Annotated in this window: 24 protein-coding genes; 9 read left to right on the forward strand and 15 right to left on the reverse strand. The window is 63.6% G+C overall.

Features of this window, described 5'->3' with window-relative positions; translation table 11 throughout:
* Positions 1–25: 25 nt before the first annotated feature.
* Together JTF07_RS16725 and JTF07_RS16730 are read right to left on the reverse strand one after the other, a co-directional pair.
* Positions 26–1,399: an NAD-dependent succinate-semialdehyde dehydrogenase gene (locus JTF07_RS16725; RefSeq protein ID WP_204235344.1), complete on the reverse strand. Its 1,374-nt coding sequence runs from the start codon at positions 1,397–1,399 to the stop codon at positions 26–28.
* Positions 1,400–1,534: 135 nt separating this feature from the next.
* The gene (locus JTF07_RS16730; protein ID WP_204235345.1) at positions 1,535–2,881 is read right to left on the reverse strand and encodes an MFS transporter; all 1,347 of its coding nucleotides are present in this window, start codon (positions 2,879–2,881) and stop codon (positions 1,535–1,537) included.
* Between the two features lie 76 nt (positions 2,882–2,957).
* Here JTF07_RS16730 and JTF07_RS16735 point away from each other — a divergent pair, with 76 nt between their 5' ends.
* A complete protein-coding gene (locus JTF07_RS16735) occupies positions 2,958–3,485 on the forward strand; it encodes a winged helix-turn-helix transcriptional regulator (RefSeq protein ID WP_204235346.1) in 528 nt (175 codons plus the stop codon).
* Between the two features lie 47 nt (positions 3,486–3,532).
* The gene (locus JTF07_RS16740) at positions 3,533–4,150 is read left to right on the forward strand and encodes a dihydrofolate reductase family protein (protein WP_204235347.1); all 618 of its coding nucleotides are present in this window, start codon (positions 3,533–3,535) and stop codon (positions 4,148–4,150) included.
* A 6-nt stretch (positions 4,151–4,156) separates the two neighbouring features.
* On the opposite strand, the gene JTF07_RS16745 is transcribed toward JTF07_RS16740, so the two are convergent.
* The gene (locus JTF07_RS16745; protein WP_204235348.1) at positions 4,157–5,578 is read right to left on the reverse strand and encodes an aldehyde dehydrogenase family protein; all 1,422 of its coding nucleotides are present in this window, start codon (positions 5,576–5,578) and stop codon (positions 4,157–4,159) included.
* Between the two features lie 67 nt (positions 5,579–5,645).
* Positions 5,646–7,223 carry a GMC family oxidoreductase gene (locus tag JTF07_RS16750; protein WP_204235349.1) on the reverse strand — a complete coding sequence of 526 codons (1,578 nt, stop codon included), beginning with the start codon at positions 7,221–7,223 and terminating at the stop codon, positions 5,646–5,648.
* Positions 7,224–7,346: 123 nt separating this feature from the next.
* Here JTF07_RS16750 and JTF07_RS16755 point away from each other — a divergent pair, with 123 nt between their 5' ends.
* Positions 7,347–7,856 (forward strand): GbsR/MarR family transcriptional regulator, encoded by a 510-nt coding sequence (locus JTF07_RS16755; protein WP_204235350.1) that lies wholly within the window; start codon positions 7,347–7,349, stop codon positions 7,854–7,856.
* Here JTF07_RS16755 and JTF07_RS16760 read toward each other — a convergent pair.
* Both JTF07_RS16760 and JTF07_RS16765 read right to left on the reverse strand, forming a co-directional pair.
* Positions 7,839–9,086, reverse strand: coding sequence for a Cmx/CmrA family chloramphenicol efflux MFS transporter (locus JTF07_RS16760; protein WP_204235351.1), 1,248 nt, complete (start codon positions 9,084–9,086; stop codon positions 7,839–7,841). The genes JTF07_RS16755 and JTF07_RS16760 overlap by 18 nt on opposite strands.
* Positions 9,083–9,760, reverse strand: a complete 678-nt coding sequence (locus JTF07_RS16765; RefSeq protein WP_204235352.1) for a TetR/AcrR family transcriptional regulator — start codon at positions 9,758–9,760, stop codon at positions 9,083–9,085. The genes JTF07_RS16760 and JTF07_RS16765 overlap by 4 nt, the downstream gene beginning before the upstream one ends.
* 116 nt (positions 9,761–9,876) lie before the next feature.
* On the opposite strand from JTF07_RS16765, the gene JTF07_RS16770 reads away from it, so the two are divergent.
* Positions 9,877–10,146 (forward strand): DUF5808 domain-containing protein, encoded by a 270-nt coding sequence (locus tag JTF07_RS16770; RefSeq protein WP_252199887.1) that lies wholly within the window; start codon positions 9,877–9,879, stop codon positions 10,144–10,146.
* 100 nt (positions 10,147–10,246) lie between these two features.
* Here JTF07_RS16770 and JTF07_RS16775 read toward each other — a convergent pair whose 3' ends face one another.
* The 3 genes from JTF07_RS16775 to JTF07_RS16785 form a co-directional block, all read right to left on the reverse strand.
* Positions 10,247–10,603, reverse strand: a complete 357-nt coding sequence (locus JTF07_RS16775; RefSeq protein WP_204235353.1) for a VOC family protein — start codon at positions 10,601–10,603, stop codon at positions 10,247–10,249.
* Positions 10,604–10,653: 50 nt separating this feature from the next.
* Positions 10,654–10,896, reverse strand: coding sequence for a DinB family protein (locus tag JTF07_RS16780; RefSeq protein ID WP_353844014.1), 243 nt, complete (start codon positions 10,894–10,896; stop codon positions 10,654–10,656).
* Positions 10,897–10,981: 85 nt separating this feature from the next.
* Positions 10,982–11,347 (reverse strand): DUF488 domain-containing protein, encoded by a 366-nt coding sequence (locus JTF07_RS16785; RefSeq protein ID WP_204235355.1) that lies wholly within the window; start codon positions 11,345–11,347, stop codon positions 10,982–10,984.
* A gap of 229 nt (positions 11,348–11,576) precedes the next feature.
* Between JTF07_RS16785 and JTF07_RS16790 the strand changes: the two genes are divergently transcribed.
* Together JTF07_RS16790 and JTF07_RS16795 are read left to right on the forward strand one after the other, a co-directional pair.
* On the forward strand, positions 11,577–11,753 hold the full coding sequence (locus JTF07_RS16790) for a hypothetical protein (RefSeq protein WP_204235356.1): 177 nt from the start codon (positions 11,577–11,579) through the stop codon (positions 11,751–11,753).
* Entirely contained in the window at positions 11,746–12,525 is a 780-nt protein-coding gene (locus tag JTF07_RS16795) for a pyrimidine reductase family protein (protein ID WP_204235357.1), read from the forward strand. Before JTF07_RS16790 ends, JTF07_RS16795 begins: the two co-directional genes overlap by 8 nt.
* A 31-nt stretch (positions 12,526–12,556) precedes the next feature.
* Here the strand turns inward: JTF07_RS16795 and JTF07_RS16800 are convergent, their stop codons facing one another.
* From JTF07_RS16800 to JTF07_RS16820, 5 genes are all read right to left on the reverse strand, one after another.
* On the reverse strand, positions 12,557–13,207 hold the full coding sequence (locus tag JTF07_RS16800) for a TetR/AcrR family transcriptional regulator (protein ID WP_204235358.1): 651 nt from the start codon (positions 13,205–13,207) through the stop codon (positions 12,557–12,559).
* Positions 13,197–14,894 (reverse strand): AMP-binding protein, encoded by a 1,698-nt coding sequence (locus tag JTF07_RS16805; RefSeq protein ID WP_204235359.1) that lies wholly within the window; start codon positions 14,892–14,894, stop codon positions 13,197–13,199. Before JTF07_RS16805 ends, JTF07_RS16800 begins: the two co-directional genes overlap by 11 nt.
* Before the next feature lie 69 nt (positions 14,895–14,963).
* Positions 14,964–15,710: an SDR family NAD(P)-dependent oxidoreductase gene (locus JTF07_RS16810; protein WP_204235360.1), complete on the reverse strand. Its 747-nt coding sequence runs from the start codon at positions 15,708–15,710 to the stop codon at positions 14,964–14,966.
* 71 nt (positions 15,711–15,781) lie between these two features.
* A complete protein-coding gene (locus tag JTF07_RS16815; protein ID WP_353844001.1) occupies positions 15,782–16,927 on the reverse strand; it encodes an acyl-CoA dehydrogenase family protein in 1,146 nt (381 codons plus the stop codon).
* Between the two features lie 46 nt (positions 16,928–16,973).
* Positions 16,974–17,801: an enoyl-CoA hydratase-related protein gene (locus JTF07_RS16820; RefSeq protein ID WP_204235362.1), complete on the reverse strand. Its 828-nt coding sequence runs from the start codon at positions 17,799–17,801 to the stop codon at positions 16,974–16,976.
* 262 nt (positions 17,802–18,063) lie between these two features.
* On the opposite strand from JTF07_RS16820, the gene JTF07_RS20450 reads away from it, so the two are divergent.
* Positions 18,064–18,780 carry a hypothetical protein gene (locus JTF07_RS20450; protein ID WP_252199888.1) on the forward strand — a complete coding sequence of 239 codons (717 nt, stop codon included), beginning with the start codon at positions 18,064–18,066 and terminating at the stop codon, positions 18,778–18,780.
* Between the two features lie 143 nt (positions 18,781–18,923).
* On the opposite strand, the gene JTF07_RS16830 is transcribed toward JTF07_RS20450, so the two are convergent.
* Positions 18,924–22,220: a S41 family peptidase gene (locus JTF07_RS16830; protein ID WP_204235363.1), complete on the reverse strand. Its 3,297-nt coding sequence runs from the start codon at positions 22,218–22,220 to the stop codon at positions 18,924–18,926.
* Between the two features lie 165 nt (positions 22,221–22,385).
* Here JTF07_RS16830 and argS point away from each other — a divergent pair, with 165 nt between their 5' ends.
* Both argS and JTF07_RS16840 read left to right on the forward strand, forming a co-directional pair.
* Entirely contained in the window at positions 22,386–24,110 is a 1,725-nt protein-coding gene (gene argS, locus JTF07_RS16835) for an arginine--tRNA ligase (RefSeq protein WP_204235364.1), read from the forward strand.
* Entirely contained in the window at positions 24,107–25,378 is a 1,272-nt protein-coding gene (locus tag JTF07_RS16840) for an MFS transporter (protein ID WP_353844002.1), read from the forward strand. Before argS ends, JTF07_RS16840 begins: the two co-directional genes overlap by 4 nt.
* Positions 25,379–25,434 lie beyond the last annotated feature (56 nt).

The following is a 25,434-nucleotide window of genomic DNA, read 5'->3' on the forward strand; positions in this document are numbered from 1 at the left end:
GAGCTCAGGCCTTGGTCTCTCAGTTTCAAGCGTGAACGCGGATCAGGTGTTCGTTCGTGAAGGCCTGGAAAGCCCACTGAGCGTTCTCGCGGCCGTAGCCCGAGCGGTTGATACCGCCGAATGGGTATTCCGGTCCCGATTCCATGTGTCCGTTGATGAGAGTCATTCCTGCGTTGATCTTGGCGCCGAATTCCTCTCCCTTTTCGAGGTCGTCGGTCCACACTGAGCTCATGAGTCCGTATTCGGTGTCGTTGGCCAGGCGCAGCGCATCCTCTTCGTCCTTGGCCCGGTAGATCATGACCGCGGGACCGAAGAGCTCATTGCAGCCGAGGTCTGACTTCGGGTCGATGTCGGAGATGACTGCTGGCGACATGAACCAACCCGGACGGTCGAGCTTCTTACCACCGGTGTGCAGAGTGGCACCATCGGACACAGCTTTGTCGATCATGGCGACGATCTCATCAAGTGCACCCTCGGAGGAGACAGGGCCCATTCCGACATCCGGGTCGTCGAAGGTCGAGACCTTCGTCGCTTCGGCGGCCTTGACAGCCTCGGCGAGGAACTCGTCGTAGAGATCATCGACGACGATCATGCGCTTCGGCGAGGTGCAGACCTGACCGGCGTTTGCCAGACGCAGGCCCACGAGCTTCTTGGCCACAGCCGGCACGTCCTTCGAGTCGAGGACGACAGCCGGGTCGTTGCCGCCGAGTTCGAGGACGGCGCGCTTGTAGTACTTCGCAGCGATAGAGGCCACGGAGGCACCTGCTCCTTCAGAGCCGGTGAGGGAGAAGCCCTTGACGCGGAAGTCCTTGAGGACCTCCTCGGCGTGGGAGCTGTCGAGGTAGATGTTCTGGTACACGCCCTTGGGCAGACCTGCTTCGGTGAGGAGATCTTCGAAGTACTGCGAGGACTTCGGGCAGATCGAGGCCTGCTTCATGATGATCGCGTTGCCGACCATGAGGTTGGGCAGCACGAAGCGGGCGATCTGGTTATAGGGGAAGTTCCACGGCATGATGCCCAGCAGAACGCCCAGCGGCTGGTGGCGGACATAGCTGCTGGCCGCACCCGCTGCTGCGAGGTGTGTGGGTGCCAGGTGGGTGGCGGCGTTGCCGGCCATCCAACGTGCCGTGCGAGCGACCTTGTCCACCTCGCCGAGGCCCTGTTTCTTGACCTTGCCCATCTCGCGGCCGATGATGTCGCTCATCTCATCGGCATTGGCATCGACGAGGTCGGCGAACTTCCGGAGGATCGTCGCGCGCTCATGGAGCGGCGTCTCCTTCCACGATAGGTGGGCCTCGTGGGCACGATCGATGTAACCGGGGATCTCTTCCTTCGTGACGGAAGCGAATTCTTCCTCAACCTCACCGGTGTTGGCGTTTGTCACTGCGAACTTGCTCATAGGACGTCCTCTCGTGAATAGATTCACCTAAGTATGACAACACGCGGAAAGGCCCGGCAATTCCCTCTCCATCGTGAGACAAGAGGGCAATCGCGTCGAACTGTGGGGCCCGTCTTCGCGTAAAACGCACGGGGCTCAGTCCTCGGTCGGCGTTGCCGCCTGAGCAGCCGCCTCGGCGGGGATGGCTGTCCTCTCACGTGTCTGACGATTGCGTCTGACCGCGAATGACAAGGCGGCAGCGACCGCGCACATCACGGCCCCGCCCCACCAGGCATACGTGTACTCGCCGAAGACATCGCGGATGACACCGGCGCCGAAGGCGGCAGCCGCGGCGCCGAGCTGGTGCGCTGCGAAGACCCAGCCGAAGACGATCGTGCCTCGCTCGCCGAAGACCTCACGGCACAGCGCCGAGGTGGGCGGAACGGTCGCGACCCAGTCGAGGCCGTAGATGACGATGAAGAGCACCATGGACGGATGCACGACGTCCGAGAGCAGCCAGGGCAGGAGCAGGAGCCCGACGCCGCGGAAGGTGTAGTAGGTGAGCAAGAGGATGCGCGGGTCGAATTTGTCGGTCAGCCACCCGGAGAACACGGTTCCGGCGATGTCGAAGATCCCGACGACCGCGAGCAGACCTGCCGCAGTGGTCGTCGGCATGCCGTGGTCGTGTGCGGACGGGATGAAGTGAATGCCGATGAGACCGTTGGTCGTCGCCCCGCAGATGGCGAACGCAACGGCCAGAGCCCAGAACGATCGATGTCGAGCAGCGAAGGCCAGGCCGGCGAAGGCGCGCTTGGCGGCTCCAACTGTGGGCCGCTCGTCGGGCACATAGGTCTCGGGGTCGGCGCCATAGGGCAGGACACCGCGGTCCTCCGGATGGTCGCGGAGGACGAACCACACGACCGGCACGGCCACGAGAGCCGCCGCAGCGATGAGCAGGGAAGCCGGACGCCACCCGGTCGACTCCGCGATCGCGGCGACAGGAGGCAGGAAGATCAGCTGGCCGGTGGCCGACCCGGCGGTGAGTATGCCCATGACCAGTCCTCGGCGGCGGATGAACCACCGATTGGCGATGGTTGCGGCGAAGACCATAGCCATCGACCCCGTGCCCAGCCCGATGAGCAGCCCCCAGAAGACGAGCAGCTGCCACGAAGCGGTCATGATCACGCTGCCCCCGGCGCCCGCTGCGACGAGGATGAGAGCAAGCGCCACGATCTGGCGGATTCCGAAGCGATCCATGAGTGCGGCGGCGAATGGCGCCGTGAGCCCGTAGAGGATGAGATTGACGCTGACCGCCAGGGACATGACGCTCATCGACCAGCCGAAGTCATTGTGGAGCGGGATCATGAGCGCCCCCGGGGCTGCCCGGAAACCTGCTGCGGCGAGCAGCGCGAGGAACGCGACGGCGGCCACCCACCAGGCGGGGTGGATGCGGTGACGCTTGCCCGCCTTGGCGTCAGGGGGACGCACTGGAGTGGTCGACATCGATCCCTCATACTTTCTTGAAAGAAGTTAGACTGGAGGCAGTATAACCACACTTCTCTGAAGAAAGGTAACGCTCATGGCGTTGAGATCCGATTGGTCCGAAGCGCTCTGCCCCGTCGGGCGCTCCCTTGACGTGCTCGGCGATCCATGGGTGCTGCTCATCGTCCGCGACGTGCTCCACGGGCGCGGACGCTTCGACACGCTGCGTGAGAGTCTGCGGATCTCCGAGGCGGTCCTCAGCAGACGTCTGCACTCGATGGTCGAGGCAGGTCTGTTGGAGAGAGTCGACTATCAGGACGGGGCACGTACCCGTCAGGGCTACGCCGCCACCGAGGCCGCGGCCGATCTGCTGCCGATCCTTCAGCAGCTCGCGGTCTGGGGCGAAAAGCACACCATGATGCCGACCGGCGGCGCACACATGCCGATGATCCACGATACCTGCGGGCAGGAGACGACCCAGGGTGAAGTCTGCAGCTCCTGCGGCGAAGTCCTCGTGTCCGAGGCGATGACCTGGGTCAAGCCCTGGAAGGTCGAGAAGGGCGAGGGTCAGGAGGGACAGAAAGGCACCCGTGAGAAGCTCCAGCCCGCGGGGACGCTGGTCTAGACTGATTGAGAGTCGCCGAACTGAATCAGAGACGCCGAGGAGCAACGATGCCCCAGCACCGCAGACTGAAGTACTTCGTCGCACTCTCGATCGACGGCTTCATCGCCGGCCCGGATGGCGGCGACCCCAGCGGATGGTGGCCCATCACCGAGGACTATATCGACTTCATTCGCACCGAGTATCCCGAAACCCTGCCCGGACCAGCCAGGGACGCGATGGGCATTACGGGCCCGGGACTCCACTTCGACACAGTCATCGAGGGCCGCCGGTCCTTCGAACTCGGCCTGGCCGCAGGACTGCCCGACGCCTACCCTCATCTGCGGCATCTCGTGGTCTCTTCGACCCTCGGGGCCGACCCGGAGTCCGCTGTCGAAGTCGTCAGCGATGATCCCGTAGGACGGATCCGTGATCTCAAGGGTGAGCAGGGCAAGGACATCTGGCTCGTCGGCGGCGGGACGCTGGCCTCGAGCGTGCGTTCCGAGATCGATGAGCTCATCATCAAGCTTGGTCCTCTCACCCTCGGCACGGGTGTGCCGCTGTGGGGCTCTGGGTCCGACTTCAACACGCAGACCTGGACGACTTCCGAGGTGCGAGCGTTTCCCGGCGGAATGACCGTGTTGCGGTTTGAGCGGGCCGGGGACGATCGACAGACGGTCGTCGGCTGAGTTGACTCAAGACGCGTCCGGGGCGATGTGCACTGTGAATGGTCGAGTAGCTGAGTCATAGGCAGCTGTCGTGCCGGTGACTCCCATGCCGCTGGCTCGGGCCGGCTCATAGGTCCGTACGCCGCTACCGCCCTGCCACCGATTGACCCACACGACGCCCGCGGGGATGCTGGCAGCCAGATCGATGTGATCGGCATTGCGCGAGTACACCGTGGCAGCCAGTCCGAATGATGATTCCGACGCACGCTCGAGCCCCTGGGCGAATGAGGACACGACCGAGACCGGAGCGATGGGACCGAAGGTCTCCTCACTCATGACTGACATCGACGAGTCGACATCGGTGATGACAGTTGCCGGATAGAAGAACCCGTGCCCGGCGGGGACTTCACCTCCTGTTCGCACCGTGGCACCTTTCGCTACGGCATCTCTCACCTGGTCACCGACGATGTTCCGCTGCCTCTCGTCGACCAGGGGTCCCATCATGACGTCCGCCTGCAGGCCATCGCCGAAGGCGTACGCTTCGGCAGCCTTGACCAACTCGACGACGAATTCCTCAGCAATGGCCTGATGCACGTAGATGCGCTCCATCGATGTGCAGATCTGTCCCGTATTGACGAACGAGCCGAAGGCCACCGCCTCAGCGGTCGCCCGAACATCGACGTCTTCGTCGACGATGACGGGATCCTTTCCACCCAGTTCGAGAACCGCACGGTGCAGTGCCTGTCCTGACGCGGCACCGACCTTCCTCCCGGCGGACACTGAACCGGTGAAGTGGACCAGGTCGATGTCGTCATGGCCTGCTAACGGTTCACCGGCGTGGACGTCGCCGAGCACAAGATTGAGGACGCCCTCGGGAAGGTCGAGCAGTTCGAACAGTCGCACTGTCGACAGTGGTGAGCGTTCCGAGGGCTTGATCACTACGGTGTTTCCGGCCGCGAGCAGGGGGCCCAGAGCACCTAGAACCATCGTGACGGGGAAGTTCCACGGTGTCACGACAGCGGCCACGCCCACAGGCTGGCGGATGACTCGAGTGCGACCTCCGTCGGGATCGTCGGTGGAGGTTTCGAATGCGTATGTCAGCGCCTCCCGTGCGGAGGCCTTCAGCCCGTCAACGCCGGCCGCGATGAAGTTGCGGCCGATGCCCACGGGTTTGCCCATCTCGCGGCATTCGAGTTGGGCCAGTTCGTCGGTGTGTTCCTCGATCCGATCCGCCCATCGGATGATCCGGGCCACGCGGTCCTCGACGGTCAGTGCCATCCACGCGGATTGGGCTGTCTTCGCCGAGGCGACCGCCAGGTCGACGTCGGCTGCCGCCCCTTGTGGGAATTCGGCGACCGATTCCTCGGTCGATGGATTGATCACAGTCAATCGGTTCGGGTCCTGGGAGCTGGTCCAGGTGCCGCCGATGTAGTTCTGCAGTGTCTTCACAATTGTCGTGTCTCCTCTGAAGATGGGAAAAGGTCGGTGGCTGCGCCGGAGCCAGCCCGTGCCTTGGTCAGTCGATGCGGTCGGCCATCAGCTCGCCGACCATGATCGATGCCAGGTTCGTGTTGGCCCGCGGCACCGAGGGGAAGATCGATGCGTCGACGATGTAGAGGTTCTCGATCCCGTGCACTCGGCAGCCGGAATCGACGACGGTGGTCGGATCATCGGCACGTCCCATGCGGCAGGTGCTCGTTCCGTGCTGAGCATCGGCGACAGTGGTCAGCAGGTGGGCATCCAGTGCGTCATCGTCGTCGAGGACAGAGAAGAGCTCCTCATTGCAGTCCTTCACGGATCCTCCGAGGATGGCCTGCGTCGCGTCCTGTTCGAGCAGTTTCACTGCGGCCCGGATACCGGCACGGAGTCGGGCACGGTCGCCAGTCTCGGAGAGCATCCGTTCTGCGACCGCAGGTTGTGCGTGGGGGTCAGCCGAAGTCAGCGTGACCGTGCCGCGGGAGTCGGCCTGGTTGAGCCAGACCCCGAAGGCGCCGTATTCGGCGCCCGTGTTCGCCGTGGCCATAGAGATCACGCTCTGGTTCATCGAGACGAACATCAGATCGTTGTATCTAACTGTCTCGGTCCCCTCTTCTGGGCCGCTGGACCAGCGCACGCACACATTCGTGTGGCGATCGTCCGGTGACGAGATGCCCGAGGAGTCATTGAGCGGAAGGGTGATAGACGCCATCGCATGGTCCTGCAGGCCCTGCCCCACAGGAAGGTCGGCGAGGACGTCGATGCCCAGAGACTCCAGCTGGTGGTGTGGGCCGATGCCAGATCGTAGGAGGATCGTCGGTGAGTGGATGACCCCGGCGCTGAGGACGACGGTGTCCGCATACCGGGTCTCGGAGTTCTCCCCGGTGAGCAGGCTGACACCGACAGCGCGCGAGTTCTCGAAGAGGATGCGGTCGACGGTCGCCTCGCCGAGGATGGTGAGAGTCGGCAGCCCACGTGCGCCTTCGAGGTAGGCGTCGTTGACGCTGACGCGGCGCGAATCATGAGAATTGATGGGGTAGGGAGAGACTCCTGTCGCCTGCGGTGCATTGACATCGGCGGCCCAGGGGTAGCCGGCGGCCAACGCTGAGTCGGCCAGTGCCGTGTCCACTGCGCCCCACCTGTTGCGCGGCGCGCGGTAGATGGGAGTGGGCCCGGAGTCGCCGTGAAATTCGGCAGTGCCGAAGTCTTCGTCGTTCTCGAGTTTGGAGAAGTAGGGCAGGACCTCAGCACCCGACCAGCCCTCGCACCCGGACCTCGACCATTCGTCGAAATCCTCGAGCGGCGGACGGATCGCAATCTGCCCGTTGACCGATGAGCTTCCTCCCACGCCCTTTCCTCTCCAATAGATTGCTTCGGGCTGAGAATCGGTGCGGGTTGCGTTGAGATCGGTCCACATCATTCCTGCTATGGCGTCGGGTTCCATGATCGCGACTGCAGGGTTCGGTGATCTCCACGCCTCATGCATCTCTGCCGACCGATAGTCATGCCCGGCTTCGATGAGGAGGACACGCTTCCCCTTCTCCGCCGATCGAACCGCGAATGCCGCCCCTGCGGAGCCGGCGCCGATGACGATGATGTCCCAGTTGTCTTCTTTCACGTCACATCTTCCTTGAGAACGGGTAGCTTGGGAGTGGGTGGCGGACTGTTCCGCACTTCCACTACAATGACGTACATCACAATATTCAGTCAATAGTGAATGTTCATTCAAGAATGAATTGTTATGAAGGAGTTCGAAGTGGCGGCGCTCGCAGACACAGATGACCGGGCAGCGAAGGCGTCGCTGATCGAGAGTTTCAGTCGTCGGATCGGCGAGGCCATGAACTGGCCCCCGATGGCAGGTCGCGCGGCGGGCGTTCTCATGCTCAGTGATTCACCGCTGAGCATGGCCCAGCTCCAAGACGCTCTCGACGCGAGCAAAGGCTCTGTCTCGGAGACCACGAGGTTGCTCATCGACAACGGCGTGATCGAACGGTTCAAAGAACCAGGACAGCGGCAGTTTGTCTATCGCTGGAGGTCAGATGCGTGGATCGGATGCCTGGACCACCAGTATCGGGCAACGACTCAACTGCTGGATTTCGCGGAGTCGGTGCGCGATCAGGGCAGAACGTTGCCACATGTCCAGCGTCGGCGAGTTGAACAGATGGAGGCGTACTACCGCTTCATGACTGATCGGCTTGAGAAGCTGCTCCGGGAATACTGTGAATCGGAGGCGTCAGGCGACAGCGTCTGAGGACTCTTCGAGCGTCGCGACACCGGTACGAGCTGTCCAGACCCGTTCGACTCGGATCGCAGCCGCGACGACGACGAGTGAGGCCAGCGCGAGGACGATCGCGACGGCGACGGGAGCCTTGAACCCCCAGCCGAGTGCGATGACTGCGGCGCCGAGGGCCGGCCCGACGGCATTGCCGACGTTGAACGCCGAGGTATTCACGCTGGCCGCTAGGGTCGGCGCCTGTGTGGCGATCTGGAATACCCGAGCATTGAGCGCCCCCGCAATCGAGAAGCCGCTGGCACCGATGAGGACGATCACGACAATCGCCGCCCAGCCGGTGTCGGCCACCAGCCATAGAGCGAAGAGACTGAGTGCCAGGGCCGCGAGGCTGCCGATGATGTTGCCGAAGATGTTCCTGTCGGCGAAGCGTCCGCCCACGATGACTCCGACGAAGGCACCGATGCCGAAGGCAGCCAGGACTCCGGGGACCTGATCGTGGGAGATCCCCGCCACCCGGGTGAGCAGGGGCGAGAAATAGGAGAATGCGGCGAAGACCGAGGCTTGGAAGAGAGCGGTCGTTGCCAGAGCCAGCCAGATTCGTGGACCCTTGAACGCTGCGAGCTCGGCCTTGAGAAGAGTGGGCAGATGCTGGCTTGACCCGGTGTCTTCATTCGTCGGGTTCCGCACTGTGAGCGCGATGAGGACGGCGGCGAGTGCGGTGACGATGGCGACGGCCCAGAAGGTCGCTCGCCATCCGTACTGCGTGCCCACCCAGGTACCCAAGGGCACACCCACGAGGTTGGCAACGGTCAGCCCGCCGACGAGGCTGGCCAGGGCACGGCCATGCACCTCGGCGGGTGCGATGCGCGTCGTATGGACAGCGGCCACTGCCCAGAACCCTCCGCAGGCGATGGCCGCCAGGACGCGGGTGACCATGAGGAGCGAATAGCTCGGCGACAGCGCGGCCAGGATGTGCAGTGCGGAGAATGCAATGATCGAGATGATCATCGTGGCCCGACGCGGAAGCTTGAGCGTCAGCAGCGCCATGGCCGGTGCCCCGCCGATCATCCCCACGGCGAATCCGGTGATGAGCAGGCCTGCCTGTGGGATGCTGACCTGCAGATCCGCACTGATGGGCTCGAGGATTCCGGCGATCATGAACTCGCTGGTGCCGAGGCAGAAGATCACCGTTGCCAGGAGGTAGACCTGAGCCGGGACACGGACTCTTGTCTGAGTCGAAGTCGTCACTGTGCGCTGCCTTCGGTAGAGATGAGGTGTCCGGGCGCGCTGCCGACATATGCGTGGGGTGGCATGTGGTTGTGCAGTGCTGTGATTCCCGCGGGGGTGCACAGTGCTTCGATGAACGCGCTCGCCTGAGCCTGGACGTTGTCAGCAGGCATCACCCGAGCAGTGATCCTCAGTCCGGCAAGCACGCTGTGGATGAGCTCCGCGTGCACTTTCGTGTCGACTTCGGGGCGGACGTGTCCCTCGACCTGTCCGCGCTCGAGGACGATGCTGTAAACCTCCAGCCAGGCCTGGCGGTCGGGATCGAGGATCGTGCACACCGCGTCGACTTCGCGTCCGAGTTCGGCCGCGGTGTTGGCCGACAGGCATCCGATCCGCTTGTCGTCCTCGCACTGTTTGGCCAGTTCCCCGCCGAGGCGGTGCATGATGAGCGTCGGGGCCGGTGCTGTTCCTGTGCGCAGCTCCTCACGAAGCGAGGTTCCGGACGCTGTGTATTCGCGCAGTGCCCGCAGGAACAGGGCATCGAGGCTGTCGAAGGTGTTGTAGAAGCTTGAGCGGCCGATGTTCGCACGCTCGCAGACCAGGCCGACGTCGGTGCCGGTGTATCCGTGCTCGCTGAAGACGGCGATGGCGGCCTTGATCACCGCCTGCTCCTCGAAGCTCTTCTTTCTGCCCATGGTGCGAGCCTAGAGTATTTTGGACACTTCTGTCCAATAAAGTGATCGGAGCACACTCTGGGCCGTTCTGACCTCGCTGGACGCTGACAACAGGTGTAACGTGACGGCAAGGAACGATGGCACTATTCCGAGCGGGACGCGCAGGCGAGCTGTCCGCTGCGAAGAAGGGAACACGCATGAGCCCAGTGAGCAAGGAACGTCGGAAGCGTGTTCGCGATGATGATGCGAACTGGAAGCTCGGAATCTTCTGCATCTGTCCTCAGGACCCTTCGTTCCTCATTCCGAAGCGCGTCGGCATCGGATGGTCGCTCAACTTCGGGAGTCCGTGGTCGCTGGTGTTCTTCCTCGTCGTCATCGCTGTTCTGGTGTGGGGCGTCTTCTTCTGAGGAAGAGCTCGGGCGCCGAAGGCGTCGGGCAGCCAGAAGCCAAGAGATTCCTGCGCTGCGAGATTCCTGCGCTGCGAGATTCCTGCGCTGCGCGCATGCACTACTTCCGGCGTGATGAGAGCACGCAGAACTCGTTGCCTTCCGGATCGGCCAGGACAACCCAGGGTTCTTCCTCGGTCTGTCCCACATCGGCTCGGTGGGCGCCGAGCGCGAGGAGCCGATCGACTTCGGCGGCCTGGTCGTCGGGACGGAAGTCGAGGTGAAGGCGATTCTTCACGGCCTTGGTCGCCGGGTCGACTCCGAAGAGGAGGCCTGGGAGAGTGTGTTCCCCGGCTCTGATCTCCACTTCGTCCTCGTCCTCATAGATGACAATCCATCCGAGGGCCTTCGCCCACCAGTGGCCGAGCACATGCGGATCGTGTGCATCGACGACGAGCTGCTCCCATTCCAGTCCCATGTCCACAGACTAATGTGTCCATACTCGGCTGTGAATGGCACTATGCCGGTTCAGGCACCGACATCGTGCAGGTGGTGCCTGAGTTCGTGAATTCCATAGCGCGTCAATGAGGTCACCGTGAACTCGCGTCCATCGGAGCGGTAGCCGGTGCGTTCCCACTGTTCGGCGGTGATCTGAGCCAGAGCGGCAGCATAGGCAAGCGCTGCCGCTCTCAGGTCAAGGGCCACCTCGGCGGGATTCTGGTGGCGGCAGTCGGATGCGATGGCGACTGCGTCGCCCTCGAAGTTCGGCAGGGTTCCGGACGGGCACGAAAACCGGCATTCGGCCTGGTCAGCATCTCACTCCAGGCATCAGCGGAAGCCGAGACATAGTCGGCGACTATGTCTCATCCAGAACTTGTTTGAGTACCGTCGCGTCGCTGATGTCGTCGCGCTTCGATGCCGTGATGAGGGTCAGTTTGCCCTTCTTCGCGTACTCCTTGAGCTGCTTGAGCGCCGCGGAGTGGTCCTCGTCCTTGAGCTCGTCGCGGTAGCGCCGCGAGAACTCCTCGAACTTTTCTGGATCGTGGGAATACCACCTGCGCAGATCGCTCGAAGGCGCAAGGTCCTTGAGCCAGTCGTCGAGTTCGGCCTTGTCCTTGCTCACTCCGCGTGGCCATATCCGATCGACGAGGATCCGCGTGCGGTCGTTCTCAGCCGGGTCGTCGTAGGCCCGCCGAACCTGTACCTGATGCTTCTGCGTCATGATCGGCCTCCATGTAGTCGTGCTGGCCCCAGCACTGTCGTCCTGACCCCAGTGTAGGACAGGAGAAGTGAGCGGCAAGGGGCACGATCGCGGTTGTCGAAAACGGATATTTCCCGTTGTCAGAAGGTTGCCGACCGTTGTCACGGGGGGCGTATACTGACCAGCCAGGCACCATTGCGATGATGCAGTTCACCTCGATGATCATTCGTGCGAACGAGGAGATGATGGCGTGACGGCACAGAATGCGGCGCTTCCGAACGGAAGGACCCCGCAGCACGTCGTGGACCCGCCTGCCCCCTTCGCGATCTGCCTCGCCGCCACCGTCCACCCGGGCCCGGACTCTGAGGTCAAGGACTTCATCGGTGTTGTCAGCGGACTCGTGCGGAGAAGTGCCGTAGATGGGTGACCCACCAGCCGATGCTCCAACCGAGGCTCCGAACGTGAACAGGCTGTTGCCCGCGCCACTGGCGACGGTGACTCTGCCTGAGGCCTTCGCCTTTCCCGAAGATGTCGACCAGTGGGTGCGTGCAGTGTTCGTGGCCTCGGTCGATGGGGCTGCGACCATCGCCGGTCACGCCGGAGGTCTTGGCAATGACATCGACAAGCAGCTCTTCGCCCTCAATCGGGCATCGGCAGATGTCATCCTCGTCGGCGCCGGCACTGCCAGGACGGAGGTCTACGGCCCCGCCGAGGACGATGCGCAATGGCGGCATCTGCGTGAGAACCGCAGCCCCACGGCACCGATGGCGGTGGTCTCACACAGTCTGGATCTCGATTTCTCAGCCTCGCTGTTCACCGAGGCTCCCCGCTCTGCCCGGACCATCCTCATCACCTGCGCAGACGCACCCGCTCGGGCACATGCACAGGCTGCTGAGGTCGCCGAGGTGATCGTGGCCGGTCAATCGTCGGTGGACCTGAGCGCGGCGATCGCTGAACTCCGCTCGCGTGGATTCGCCCGGATCGTGTGCGAGGGTGGACCCCAGCTGTTTGCCGACCTGCTGCAGGCAGGAGGCGTCGACGAACTGTGTCTGACCCGCAGCCCGACTCTGGTCGCCGGGACTGAGACGAGGATCCTGCGCGGTGCCCAGTTCGATCCACCGGTCGAACTCGAGCTGAAGACCCTCTACGGCACCGACGACGGATTTCTCTATCTGCTCTACCAACCTGCAGATTGCTAGGGGCACGCTGAGTCCACTGGAACAGTGATCACTAGTTCAGCTTCACTCTCTTCCGTGCGCCGTCGCTGAGGTTGCTCAGCACCACGGTGCGAACCTGCCGGTCGATGTACTGATTGAGGCTGACCTGCGTCTGCTGGAAATACCAGTGCTTGAGGGCCCACATATGAGCCAGGGTCATGAGGTTGTGTCCGATCGTACTGGCATCGACCTCGTGCAGGTCACCCTTGTCGGCAGCCTCGGCGACGACATCGATGAGCGGCTGCAGTGTGGCCAGCTCCTGCGATTGGATGGACGCCAGCCCGGCGCGTGAGAGCGACCTGGAAGTCTGATACGTGAGGACGACGGCCTGACGATGATCATCGACGACCTGACAGAACTCGGTGAAAGCCGCAATGATCCGATGCACGGGATCGTCGGTCGCCTCGATCACCGCCGGCACGCGCAGTCGGAAGTCCTCGAGAACCCGGGTGATCGCTGCCAGCACGATCTGCTCCCGATCCGAGAAGTACTTGTACAGCAGTCCGACGCTGACACCGGCCGACTTGGCGATCGCCTGCATCGACACGGCATGTGAGCCCTTCGTCTGCATGAGGCTGACGGCGGCATCGACGATCTGCCTCTCACGGAATTCCGCGCGAGCACCGCGAACTACGGCGTTGACGTCCTGAGTCTCACTTGTCATGTCTGCTGACCACTTCCTCCCGCAGCTTGAACTTCTGAATCTTACCGCTCGGGGTCCGCGGGAACTCATCGAGGCACTGCAGTGTCTCCGGCCAATAGTGTTTGGTGACGCCCTTGGAAGCGAAGAATTCGCGCAGGTCATCCATGGTGAACGTGTGGCCTTCTCGCAGTGTGACCACGGCACACGCGATCTCCTGCAGGCGGGGGTGGGGCACCGCCACGATCGCCACTTGGGAGGTGGCGGGATGCTCGTACAGGATGTTCTCGACGTAGGCGACGGGAATGTTCTCTCCACCGCGGATGATGATGTCCTTCGATCGACCGCCGATCTTGATGAAGCCCTCGTCGTCCATCTCTGCGATATCGCCGGTGTCCAGCCAGTCGCCGTCGAAGGCTTCGTCGGTGAGCTTCGGTTCGCTGAGATACCCGACGAACAGGAACGGGCCCTTGACCTGCACCTTTCCTTCAGTTCCGGCGGGGACCGGTTCGCCGAGCGGATCGACGATTCGCACCTGCATATCGCCGAGCTCACGACCGTCTGTGCTCGTGACCTTGTCATCGGAATCGCCAGGGGCGGTCATGGTGACCAGTCCGCATTCGGTCTGCCCCCAACCGCCGAAGACGTTGAGGTTGGGGAGCAGCTCCTTGGCCTCGTGGACCATGACGCGTGGAATCGGAGCGCCCATGCAGCAGAAGTGTCTGAGACTGGAGAGATCACGATCCGTGGTCTTGGCGGCCTCGATGAGATCGTGCAGGAACGGGGTGGCGCCCGAAGTGTGCTCGATGCCGAACTCTTCGATCAGTCGCGCGAACTCCTCGCCGTTCCAGACGTCCTGGAACACACCGGTCCCGCCGATGAGCAGCGGCAGGCAGACTCCGTACATATACCCGGTGAGATGGCCGAAGGTCGAGGCCATGTGGATGACGGAGCCGTTCCCGAGGCCCAGGTGATCGGGCCAGGGCAGTGACGCGGAGAGCACCGAATTGTGTGTATGCATGACCCCCTTGGGATCACCCGTCGTCCCCGAGGTGAAGAGGATCAGACCGACATCATTGGGATTGGGCCTCCGCGTCTCCCAGTCGATGCTTGCAGCTGCCTCGGCCGATCCTGACGAACCAGCCGAGCCCGGTGAGCTTCCCGTCCCGCGATCTAGGAAGTCCGTCCATCGTTCGAAGCCCTCACGGGAGGTGAATGGATCTTCTCCGGGAGCGTCGAGAACGATCGTATGCCGCAGATCAGGCAGTTTGTCCCTGAGGCGGTCGACCATGTCCGGGTAGTCGAACTTGCGGAACCGGTTGGGGACGAAGAGAACCGTGACTGCGGCCTTCTTCGCCATGTATCCGATCTCGCGGTCGCGGTAGATCGGGATGAGACCGTTCGTGACCGCCCCCGCCTTGAGAGCGCCCAGGTGGATGACCAACCATTCGTACCAATTGGGCAGGTGGATGCCCACCACCTCACCCGGTTGCACACCGAGGTCGACGAGGGCCCTGGCACACGCCTCGGCGTCGGCGGAGAGCTGTCGATATGTGTGGCTTCCATAGGGGTCTCGAGACACGACCGAATCGGGAGTCTCGCTCGTCCAGCGGTCCAGATGATCGAGCAGCGTCTCGTTCTTCCAGGCACCTGTCGCGGTGTGCTTGTCGATGAGGGAGTCGGTGAGGATCGTGTCGAATCGGGTTGGCATGTCAGGGCTCCTTTGCTCTGGTCTCGTGCCGGTGATTGTGGAACGTTGAGGTGAATCGGTGGGAGAGGTTCAGGCCATGGTGAGCCCGCCGGAGACGGAGAGCGTCTGACCCGTGACGTAGGTGGATTCGGGGCTGGCGAAGAAGGCAACGGCATTCGCCAGATCGTCAGGCTGTGCCAGGCGGCGCATCGGGATCGCCTTCTCCAGTGCTGTGCGCAGCTTCGGATTGTCCTCGGAGATCTCAGCGAACAGCGGAGTGTCGGCCGGTCCCGGGCACACGCAGTTGGAGGTGATGTTGTGCCGTGCGACCTCGCGGGCGAAGGTCTTGGAGAAGGAGATGATGCCTCCCTTGGCCGCCGAGTACACGGCCTCCCCGCTCGAGCCCACGCGTCCGGCATCGGAGCCGATGCTGATCACGGCCCCGGATTCGGCGGCGATCATGTGTGAGGCGACCGACTGCGTGCAGTTGAGGGTGCCGATCAGGTTGATCGCGATGACTCGGTCCCAGGTCTCGGCTGTCGAGTCCATGAAGGGCTCGACCTTGTCCCAGCCGGCATTGTTGACGAGGACGTCGATGCGGCCGAACGTCTCGACCACCTGGGCGGTCATGGCATCGACCTTGGCCCGATCGGTGACATCGACGGCGACGCCGATGGAATCATTTCCCAGCGCCGAGGCGGTCTCCTGTGACTTCGTTTCGTCGAGGTCGGCGACGACGACGGTGGCTCCGTCTGCGGCCAGGCGGGTGGCGATGCCTCTGCCGATCCCCGAGGCGGCGCCGGTGACGATGATGATGCGATTGTCCAGTGCAGACATGATGTGTGGTCCCTTCGGATGGTGCTGGTCTCAGTTGTGCTTGTCAGCTGCCGATGTCGGATGTGTGCTGGTCAGGGGGCGAAGGCGCGTCCGGCCGACTCCCTGGCGATGACGAGTTTCATGATCTGTGCGGTTCCGTCCCCGATCTGCATGCCGAGCACGTCCCGGAGACGCTTCTCCACGTCACGATCCTGCTTGTAGCCGTTCTGGCCGTGCAGAAGGAGGCATTGATGGATGGCGTGATAGGACTCCAGAGGAGCCCACCACTTGCACATCGCCGCCTGTGAGGTGTGGGGCAGGCCTTCGTCACCGAGCCACAGGGTGTTCAGACACAGCAGCCTGGCGGCGGCCATCTTCGTCTCCGCCTCGGCAAGGGGAAATGAGACGCCCTGGAACTTCGACAGCGGCTGGTCGAATGCCTCCCGACCCTTCACATAGTCCCAGGCGTCCTCGATCGCTCTGGTGGCACTGCCCGTGCACTGCAGACCGATGAGAGCACGGGAGAAGTCGAAGCCCTGCATGACCTGGGAGAACGCTGCTCCCTCCGCGCCGAGGAGGTGATCGCCCGGAACCCTGACATCGGTGAAGTCCACCGAGCCACGAGCCACCGCGGACTGTCCCATATCGGTGATTGGGGTGCGGGCGACCCCTGGGGCATCGAGGTCGACGAGGAAGGCGGAGATGCCCTTGCCTCGTTTCGCGTTCGGATCGGTCCTCGCGAAGATGACTGCGGCCGTCGAGGTCAGCGCCAGTGACATCGATTTCGTGCCGTTGATGATCCAATCCCCACCGTCACGCTTGGCGGTGCTCTGGGGATTGCCGGCATCTGAGCCGGCGTCGGGTTCGGAGAGGCCGATGGCCACTGTTTCGGCACCGGAAGTGATGAGGCGGCAATAGTGTTCGGCTACCTCGGCGCTCGCGTTCCGCGCGATGACCTGACCCATCAATGAGCCCACCACCTGCAGATACGCCACGTTGAGGTCGCCGCGAGCTATGGCCTCGGTCACCAGTCCCGCGGTCACCTTCGTCTGGCCCTGCCCGCCGAGGTGGGGCGAGAGTTCGGGGGCGATGAGACCGGCGCTGCCCATCTCCAGTGTCAGATCGGTGCCGATCCTTCCGGCATTCTCCCGGTCACGTGCCTCGGAGATGAGGCGTTCCTCGAAGGCCGCTGCAGTGTCGAGCAGCGACTGGGCCTCTGGAGTGATTGCGAAGTCCACTGTGATCCTCTGTTCTGGTGGGCTGATCCGCCTGATTGCCTGTGGTTCAGTACGCGTTGTCGAAGGTGCTGAAGTCGGGATCGCGCTTCTCGGCGAAGGCGGCAGCGCCCTCATGTGACTCGGGTGAGTGCGCGTACAGGTCGAGGGCGCTCATTGCCAGATTGGTGAAACCGGTCTGCATCTCGGAGTCGGCATTGAACGACTGCTTGAGGAAGCGCAGGGCCGTCGGCGCCTTGAGACCCAGTGCTCGGGCTCGTTCCTTGGCTCGGGGCATGAGCTGGTCGGCTTCGACGACTTCATTGGCCAAGCCCCACATCTCGGCCTTCTGGGCGTCGATGAGTTCGCAGAAGTACCACATCTCGCGTGCCCGCTTCTCACCCACGATTCGGGCCAGGAACGCCGTGCCGTAGCCGGCGTCGAAGGATCCGACCTTGGGTCCGGCCTGCCCGAAGCGGGCGTGGGAGGCGGCAATCGTGATGTCGCACAGCGTGTTGAGGACATTGCCGCCGCCGACGGCGACGCCGTTGACGGCGGCGATGATGGGCTTCGGCACGGATCGCATGGTCTTGTGGAGTTCAGAGATGCGGAACATCCCGTAGCGGCTGGGGCCGTAGTCGCCGGTCTTCGCTTTCTGCTTGACGTCCCCTCCGGCACAGAATGCCTTCTGCCCGGAACCGGTGAGGATGATCGAGCGGACTTGAATATCGCCCCAGGCCAGAGTCAGCGCCTCGATGAGCTCGTCAACTGTCTGTGATCGGAAGGAATTGAACGACTCTGGGCGGTTGATGGTGATGACCGCATAGGACTCCTCAACCTCGTAGAGGATGTCGGCGAACTCCTGCGCAGCGGCCGCGGATCCGTGTGTAGCTGGCATCTTTGCCTCCTCAAGCTGGTGTTCTTCGGGCGGCGGCAGCCGATCCCGAAAGAAAGTGAATCAACGTTCACCTCAAGTGAACACCAGTTCAGCGCGAAGGTCAATACCCTTGAACCGGTGAGGTCTGGGCGCTGAAGTCGGAATCGTGAATCGCCATCGTTTCTGCGCGTTCACGGGAACATCCGGTGCGGAGTGCGAGAATGTGAGGGTAGAACCGATCCTCGTATTCCCGTGGAATCCATGCACACTCGAGAGGGCAGTGATGACTCAACCCCGTAAGTCCCGACCGCAACCGGCTGCCGGTGCGGAGGTCGGCTCCCTCATCGGAGGAGCATTCGGCTTGGTGTTCCTCATCATCAACAGCGCATCGTTTTCGACCCTGGGCCGTATCCTCGTCCTCGTCACGGGGACTGCGGCCTTCGCCGTCATCGTGTTCTTCGCGATTCGTTCACTGAGCCGCATGAAGCGCGCCGAGGTCTCGTCCGCTGCGTCCGTCGAATTCGCTGAGTCCGGCGAATCCGTCGAGTCGGCCGAGGGGCAGGCTGAGTCAGCCGGGCACACTGAGCCAGTCCAGCACGCGGCGGTCGCTGAGTCAGCCCAGTCAGCCCAGGGGCAGGTTGCGGCCGGATCGCGTCGGACCGTTCCCTTCGGACGCAGCTACTGGATCATCGTCGGGATCGAAGCGCTGGCGCTCTTCGGAGGCACGCGCCTGCTAAGCGGTTTAGGACATCCAGAACTCGGCGTGGCCTGGGTGGCGTTCGTCGTCGGCACCCACTTCTATGCTCTCGGCCACGTGTTCAAACTCGACCGGTTCCATATTCTCGCCACGGTCGTCACCCTGTGCGGCATTGCCGGCTTCATCGCCTTCTTCGCCTCGGTCCCAGCATTCATCCCCGTCTTCAGCGGGATCATCTCCGGGTTCGTGCTCCTGGCGTTCGGCCTCTGGGCGCTCGTTACTGTCGACGGTGAGCGTGCGTGAAACGCCGATTTGCTGTCCACAAACGGTCGCCAGGTGACTCTACGGCGAACGTTTGCAGACAGTAAAAACCGTTTGCGGACAGTAATCGGCTGACGCGAAAGCCCCTGGGCGCCGCGGGGAGTAGCCCGTGGGCGCGGCCGGGGCTACTCCGTGGGCGCGATCGGGGCCTGGGGCTTCGGGGGTGTCTGCACGCGCGGGGCCGGGAATTCCGGGGGCGTGGCCGCAGAGGTCTTCTCCAGGCCGGAGAGCACCTCGGCGATGGCGCGGTCGAGTTGCAGATCGTCCTCACTGAACAGCTGTGAGGGATCATGCTCGACCTCGATATCAGGTTCGACACCGTAGTTCTCAACATCCCAGCCTTTGCCCTCAAGCCAGAAGGAGTAGCGCGGCTGAGTCACACCGGTGCCGTCGACGAGGTCGTAGCGGCCGTCGATGCCGACAACTCCGCCCCAGGTGCGCACACCGATGACGGGACCCAAGCCCTTGGCCTGAGCACGGGCATTGATGATGTCACCGTCGGAGCCCGAGAACTCGTTCGCGACGAAGGCCACGGGGCCTCGGCGTGCGTCTTCGGGGTCGGCGATCATGGCATCGTAGTTGCGCACAGCGTTCCAGGCGATGACACGATCGGCGAAGCGTTCGGCCACCAGGGCGCTGGTATGACCGCCCCGGTTGAATCGGACATCGACGATGACAGCGTCGGCCGACATCGCCTGCCTGAGGTCGCGATGCAGCTGCGCCCAACCGTTGGGCATCATATCCGGGATGTGCACATACCCGACACGTCCCTCGGACTTCGACCTCACATACTCCCGCCTCGATCGCACCCAGTCCTGGTACCTCAGCTTCTCCTCGCTGGTCAGCGGCACGATTGCCACCACTCGGTCCTTGCGACCACGGCGCAGGGTGAGTTCGACGATCCTGTTGCCGGCTCCCTGCAGGTGGGCGGCGGGGCCGCGCACCTCATCGACCCGTTGGCCATCGACAGCCAGGATGATGTCGCCCTCCTGAGCTCCGACACCTGCCTGACGCAATGGCGATCTGGCGGCGGGTTCGCTGCTCTCACCGGGCAGAATCCGTGCGATCTGCCATCCGCTCGGTGTCCGTTCCAGGTCAGCGCCGAGGAACCCGAGTCGCTTCGACGGGTTGCCCAAGGCATTCGAGGGCGTGACATAGGCATGAGACGTGTTGAGTTCCCCGACCGTCTCCCACAGCACATCGACGAGATCATCATGGGTCAGCGCCTTCGCGGCGACTCGGCGCCACCGCAGGGTGATCCCTTCCCAGTTCACGCCGTTCATGTCTGCACGCCAATAGTGATCGCGCATGATGCGCGAGTTCTCTTCGAACATCTGCAGCCACTCGGCACGCTGGTCGAGTTCGAAGCGCAGCCGGGAGAGATCCACCGCGACGCACTCGTCATCGTCGTCTTCGACCTTGCGGTTGCTGGGACGCACAGTCACGTCGCCGTCATCGTAGACGACCATGAGCTTGCCATCCCCACTCACCCAATAGGCATCTGCCTTGTCGACGATGGTGACGAGTTTGCGTTTGGCGAAGTCGAAGTACTGGATCGACTCTGTGGGAGGGGCATCAAGGTCGGTGCCGAGCACGCCGTCCTCCGATTCCCCGGCACGGATCCACAGGACTCCGCCGACAGCGGCTTCAAGCTTCCGGAAGACACCGGCAGAGACGGGGAACGCGAGGATCCGCTCTTCGGCGCCCTCGACCTCCAACTCGACGGTGGTGACCTTGGACTTCTCCGCCTTGGTCTTCTCTGCCTTCGACGCCTCATCGGTCAGTTCGCTGATCGCCCACCCGCTTGAGGTCGGTCCGAATGGAGCCGGCTCAGTGGCGCTCAACGGCAGCAGCCACGGTCTGGTCACACCGTTGAACGACAGGTCGAAGGAGTGCTGATTGTAGGCAGGATCGAAAGTCCGGTCAGACAGGAACACCACGTATTTGCCGTCGGCGGTGAATGTGGGGGAGTAGTCGTTGTACTTCCCGCTGGTCAGCGCCAGCGCCTCATGGTCTGATTTGGTGTCGATGAGCATGAGCTGCGCCAGCTGCTCCTCACCCTGAGTGGGCTGTGACCAGATGAGGTACCGTCCGTCCGGTGAGAACTCGGGAGACCTGGCCTCGCCGAAGCCCGAATGTCCTACCAGTCGGATCTTGCCGTTGCCGACCTCGACGAGACGGACGCTTCCGTCGTGGGAGATCGTGGCTAAGGTCTTTCCGGACGGATCGGAGGTCATGTGCAGAACTCGTCCGAGGGCGCCAGCCCCTATCCGACGTTCCGTCGCCGTCGCCGAGGTGGCGCGAACCTCGATGGCATCGTCGCCTTCGACGTCGGTGACGTAGGCCGCCTGTCCGGTCTGTCCGAGCACCACCGGGAGGCGTGTGCGGATCGAAGAGTCCGCGCACAACGCTCGTGCGGGGCCCTCACGATGAGCCAACCAGAAGGTCTTTCCCCGCCATTCGATGAGGGAGGCGTTACCCTCATGATCTGGGGCGATGTTGCCGATCCTGGACTTCGAGTCGAGGTTGAGCGGTTGCACTTGGGTACCTGGAAGCTGCACCTCGAGGGTCCGGATGCTGGCATCGAGGCTGTCGAGGATGCGGATCTCGCCGCGGCTGTGCCACACGATGCGCGTCCGGTCGGTCGTCGCATTGCGGACGTACCCTTCGGCTTCGGTCTGGAACGTCAGCTGTCGAGGCTCACCCGGATCCCCATCGCTGCGTGTGGCCAGACCGTCCCAGATCCAGAGGTTGGCCTGCTCATTGGCATGGTGGGGGAAGCTCGCGGCCTTGTCAGAAGTGATGACCAGTGAGTCTCCCACCCACAGCGGGTCGGTCAGCGACGCCTCTTCGTTGCGCAGCAGCCGCTGCCACTGGACTCCGCTGCCCGTGGCGTCTGCGCTGCGATCAAGCCAGAGTCGGGGCGCGGTTCCCCCTCGGTAGCGCTTCCAGTGCGCGGGTTCACGACTGTAGGGAGTGGCCAGGGCGGTCACCGATGAGTGATGATGGGCCATTCCCGAGGCTCTGCCCCACGACAGGCGTTCGACGCTGCCGTCGATTCCCACTGACCTGACCACGTGATTGCGTGACTCGAACTCGCCGGCGTTTGAGCCGATGAGGACGCGCTCATCGTCGGCCCAACCGAGCATCGTCATCGCCGTCGACCCCAGCCAGGTGAGCCGACGCAGAGAACCGGAAGCCACCTCGGCGAGCATGAGCTCAGGGTGGCCATCGCGGTGCGAGACATAGGCGATACGGGAGCCATCGGGGGAGAACCTCGGGCTGCGCGCGGGAGCATGATCCGAGGTCAGACGCCAAGCGCGCCCACCCTCGGCGGCGGCGAGCCACACGTCATCGTCGGCAATGAAAGTGATGAGATCACCGTGGATGTGCGGGTACCGGAGGTAAGTGTTGGAATTCACGTGACCCACATTACAAGCATGCACGGACACGGAGCTGTGAAAGAGGAGGATGCCCAGCCAATTTGCACGCTCTGCGAGATCTCGTCGGCGCGGATGCTCGGATTCGGGCGTCGAGGTGACGCGGCCCATGCGGCGCAGTCGGGCCCTGACCAATAGAATGGTGGCATGCCATCTTTGACTTCGCTTCTCAACGATCGTTTCGCACTCGCCCTCGAACAGTCCTTCGGCGAGGATTTCACGCGACGCGACCCTGTGATCAGGAGCAGCCAGTTCGCCGACTTCCAGGCCAACGTGGCTCTGCCCTTGGCGAAGGAGCTGAAGTCCAAACCGCGCGACATCGCGACCACGATCGTGGCCAACCTCGACCTTGAGGGGATCTGTGAGACCCCGGAGATCTCCGGTCCGGGCTTCATCAACCTCACCTTCACCCCCGAGTTCCTGGCATCGACCCTGAACCAGGGAACCGCCACCGAGGTCGAGCCAGAGACGAGCGGAGCGCGCATAGTCATCGACTATTCGGCCCCCAACGTCGCCAAGGAGATGCACGTCGGCCACCTGCGGACCACCGTCGTCGGCGACGCGCTGGCCCGGACCCACGAATACTTCGGCAACACGGTCGTGCGCCAGAACCACATCGGTGACTGGGGCACTCCCTTCGGCATGCTCATCGAACACCTCCTTGACGTCGGCATCGAATCGGAGACGGCCCAGGACATCTCGGCCAACCCGAATGCCTTCTACCAGGCCGCGCGGGCGAAGTTCGACAGCGATGAGGCCTTCGCCACTCGCGCACGTGCCCGAGTGGTCGCACTGCAGGGCGGCGATGAGCAGACCTTCGAACTCTGGGAGCGCCTCGTCGGGTTCTCACGGATCTACTTCAACAATATCTACTCGCTCCTCGAGGTGACCTTGACCGATGAGGACTTGGCAGGTGAGAGCATCTACAACGATGACCTTGCCGCGGTCTGCGCAGAGCTCGAGGAGAAGGGCCTGGCCCGCATCAGCGACGGTGCCCTGTGCGTCTTCCCCGAGGGGTTCACCGGTCGTGAGGGCGAACCTCTGCCGCTCATCATCCGCAAGTCCGACGGCGGCTACGGCTACGCCACGACGGACCTCGCGGCCGTCCGTCATCGGGTGCGCACACTCAGGGCCGATCGTGCCCTCTACGTCGTCGGCACCCCGCAGGCGATGCACTTCGAAATGATCTTCTCCATCGCTCGAGCCGCTGGCTGGCTGCCCGAGGAGGTCGCGGTCGAGCACGTGAAGATCGGAAATGTGCTCGGTGACGACGGGAAGATCCTGCGCACCCGCAGCGGTTCCCCCGTGCGCCTGGCCGAACTCCTCAATGAAGCCGTCGCCCGCGCGAAGACCACACTGCAGGAGTCGAACGCCGAATTCAGCCCCGAAGAGGAAGCCGAGGTCGCACAGATCGTGGGCATCGGCGCTGTGAAGTACGCCGACCTCTCCGTCGCCCACGACACGAGCTACACCTTCGACCTCGACCGGATGCTCGCCCCGATCGGCAACACCGCACCCTATCTCCAGTACGCCGGAGCCCGGATCCGCTCGATCTTGCGCAAGGCGGACGGGGATGCGTTCACGGCTGCGCCGATCCACCTCGGCGAGGCTGCCGAACGTGATCTTGCTCTGGCGATCCTCGGGTTCTCCGATGTCCTCGCCGAGGTGGTCGCCGGCTCCACGCCGCACCGGCTGTGCACGTACCTCTTCGACCTCGCCCAGTCGTTCACCTCGTTCTACGAGCAGTGCCCGGTCCTCATCGCCGAATCCGTCGAGGTGCGCGATTCCCGGCTCCGTCTGAGCCAGACGGTCCTCGAGGTGCTTGAAGCCGGTCTCGGCGTCCTGGGCATCCGCGTGCCCGAGCGCATGTGAACCAGCAGGACCCTTCCGTCGCCCGGCGGATGCTGCCGTGGATGGTCGTGGGCATCGTCGTTCTGGCGATCAACCTGCGGGCACCGATCATCGCACCGACCGCCGTCCTCGGTGACATTCAGGACGACACCGGGCTGAGCGCTGCAGGGGTGGGCCTCCTCACCGGTCTGCCGGTCCTGCTGTTCGCCCTCGTCACCCCTGTTGCCGGGAAGACCATCGGACGCTTCGGTGCGGAGGCGACGGTGCTGTCCTGCCTCACCGGTGTGCTCCTCGGAACCGTGCTGCGCTCGCTCGGTCCGCCCTGGCTCGTGCTCGCGGGCACGGGAATCATCGGCTTCGCCATCGCTCTGGGCAATATCGCGGTGCCGGTGATCATCCGGCGCGAAGTCCCATGGAGCCAGGTGTCGATGGTGACGGGCCTGTACTCGGCCACAATGAATGTCGGCTCCATGATCACCCTGCTCGGCACGGGTCCCCTGGCTGCAGCGGTCGGGTGGCGGTGGGCCGTGGCCATCTGGGGTGCTCTGGCCGTGATCGGACTCTTCTACTGGCTGTTCGTGATCCGGCTGCGGATCCGACGCAACGCGATCCTCGCAGCCTCGACGGATGCGCCAACGTCACCTGCACCCACACCGGTACGTCGTCCTTGGCGCGAGGCACCTCCCGAATTCCGTGCCATCATCGCACTGCTCGTGATCACCTTCAGCGGACAGTCGATTGCCTACTACACGACCACCACCTGGCTGCCCTCGATCCTCTCCGACACAGGAGGGCTGGACTCGGCAGCCTCGGGCGGGACCGCCTCGCTGTTCCAGGTCGCAGCCATCCTCGGCGCATTCGGTGTGCCGCTGCTGGCGGCCAGAACCAAGCCCTGGGTGCCTGTGGCGATCATCGCCGCGCTGTGGCTCTCGCTCCCGACAGGACTGCTGCTCGCTCCGAGCTCATACGTGCTGTGGGCGATCACCGGCGGAATCGCTCAGGGCGGCGGATTCACCGCGATCTTCTCCATCATCGCCCGCACCGCCGGAAGCGACCGGGAAACCGCCTCGGCCTCGGCACGGGTGCAGGGAGGCGGTTACCTCGCCGCCACATTGGCCCCGCCGTTCGCAGGGTGGCTGGGCAACGTCACCGATGGATGGACGGCCCCGATTCTGCTCATCCTCGCAGCGACACTTGCCTTCACGATCGCGGGACTGCTGGCAGTCCGCATCTCGGGTCGCTTCCGGGGCGGTGGGCCGGCCAACAGACGTGAGGTTCTGGGTGAATGACGAACAGCTCCCGCCGCTGTTGTTCTCACGTCTTCACGTGAGCGAACTTCAGCGGC

This window comes from Brevibacterium sp. RIT 803 (assembly GCF_016892625.1).
Classification (GTDB): Bacteria; Actinomycetota; Actinomycetes; order Actinomycetales; family Brevibacteriaceae; genus Brevibacterium.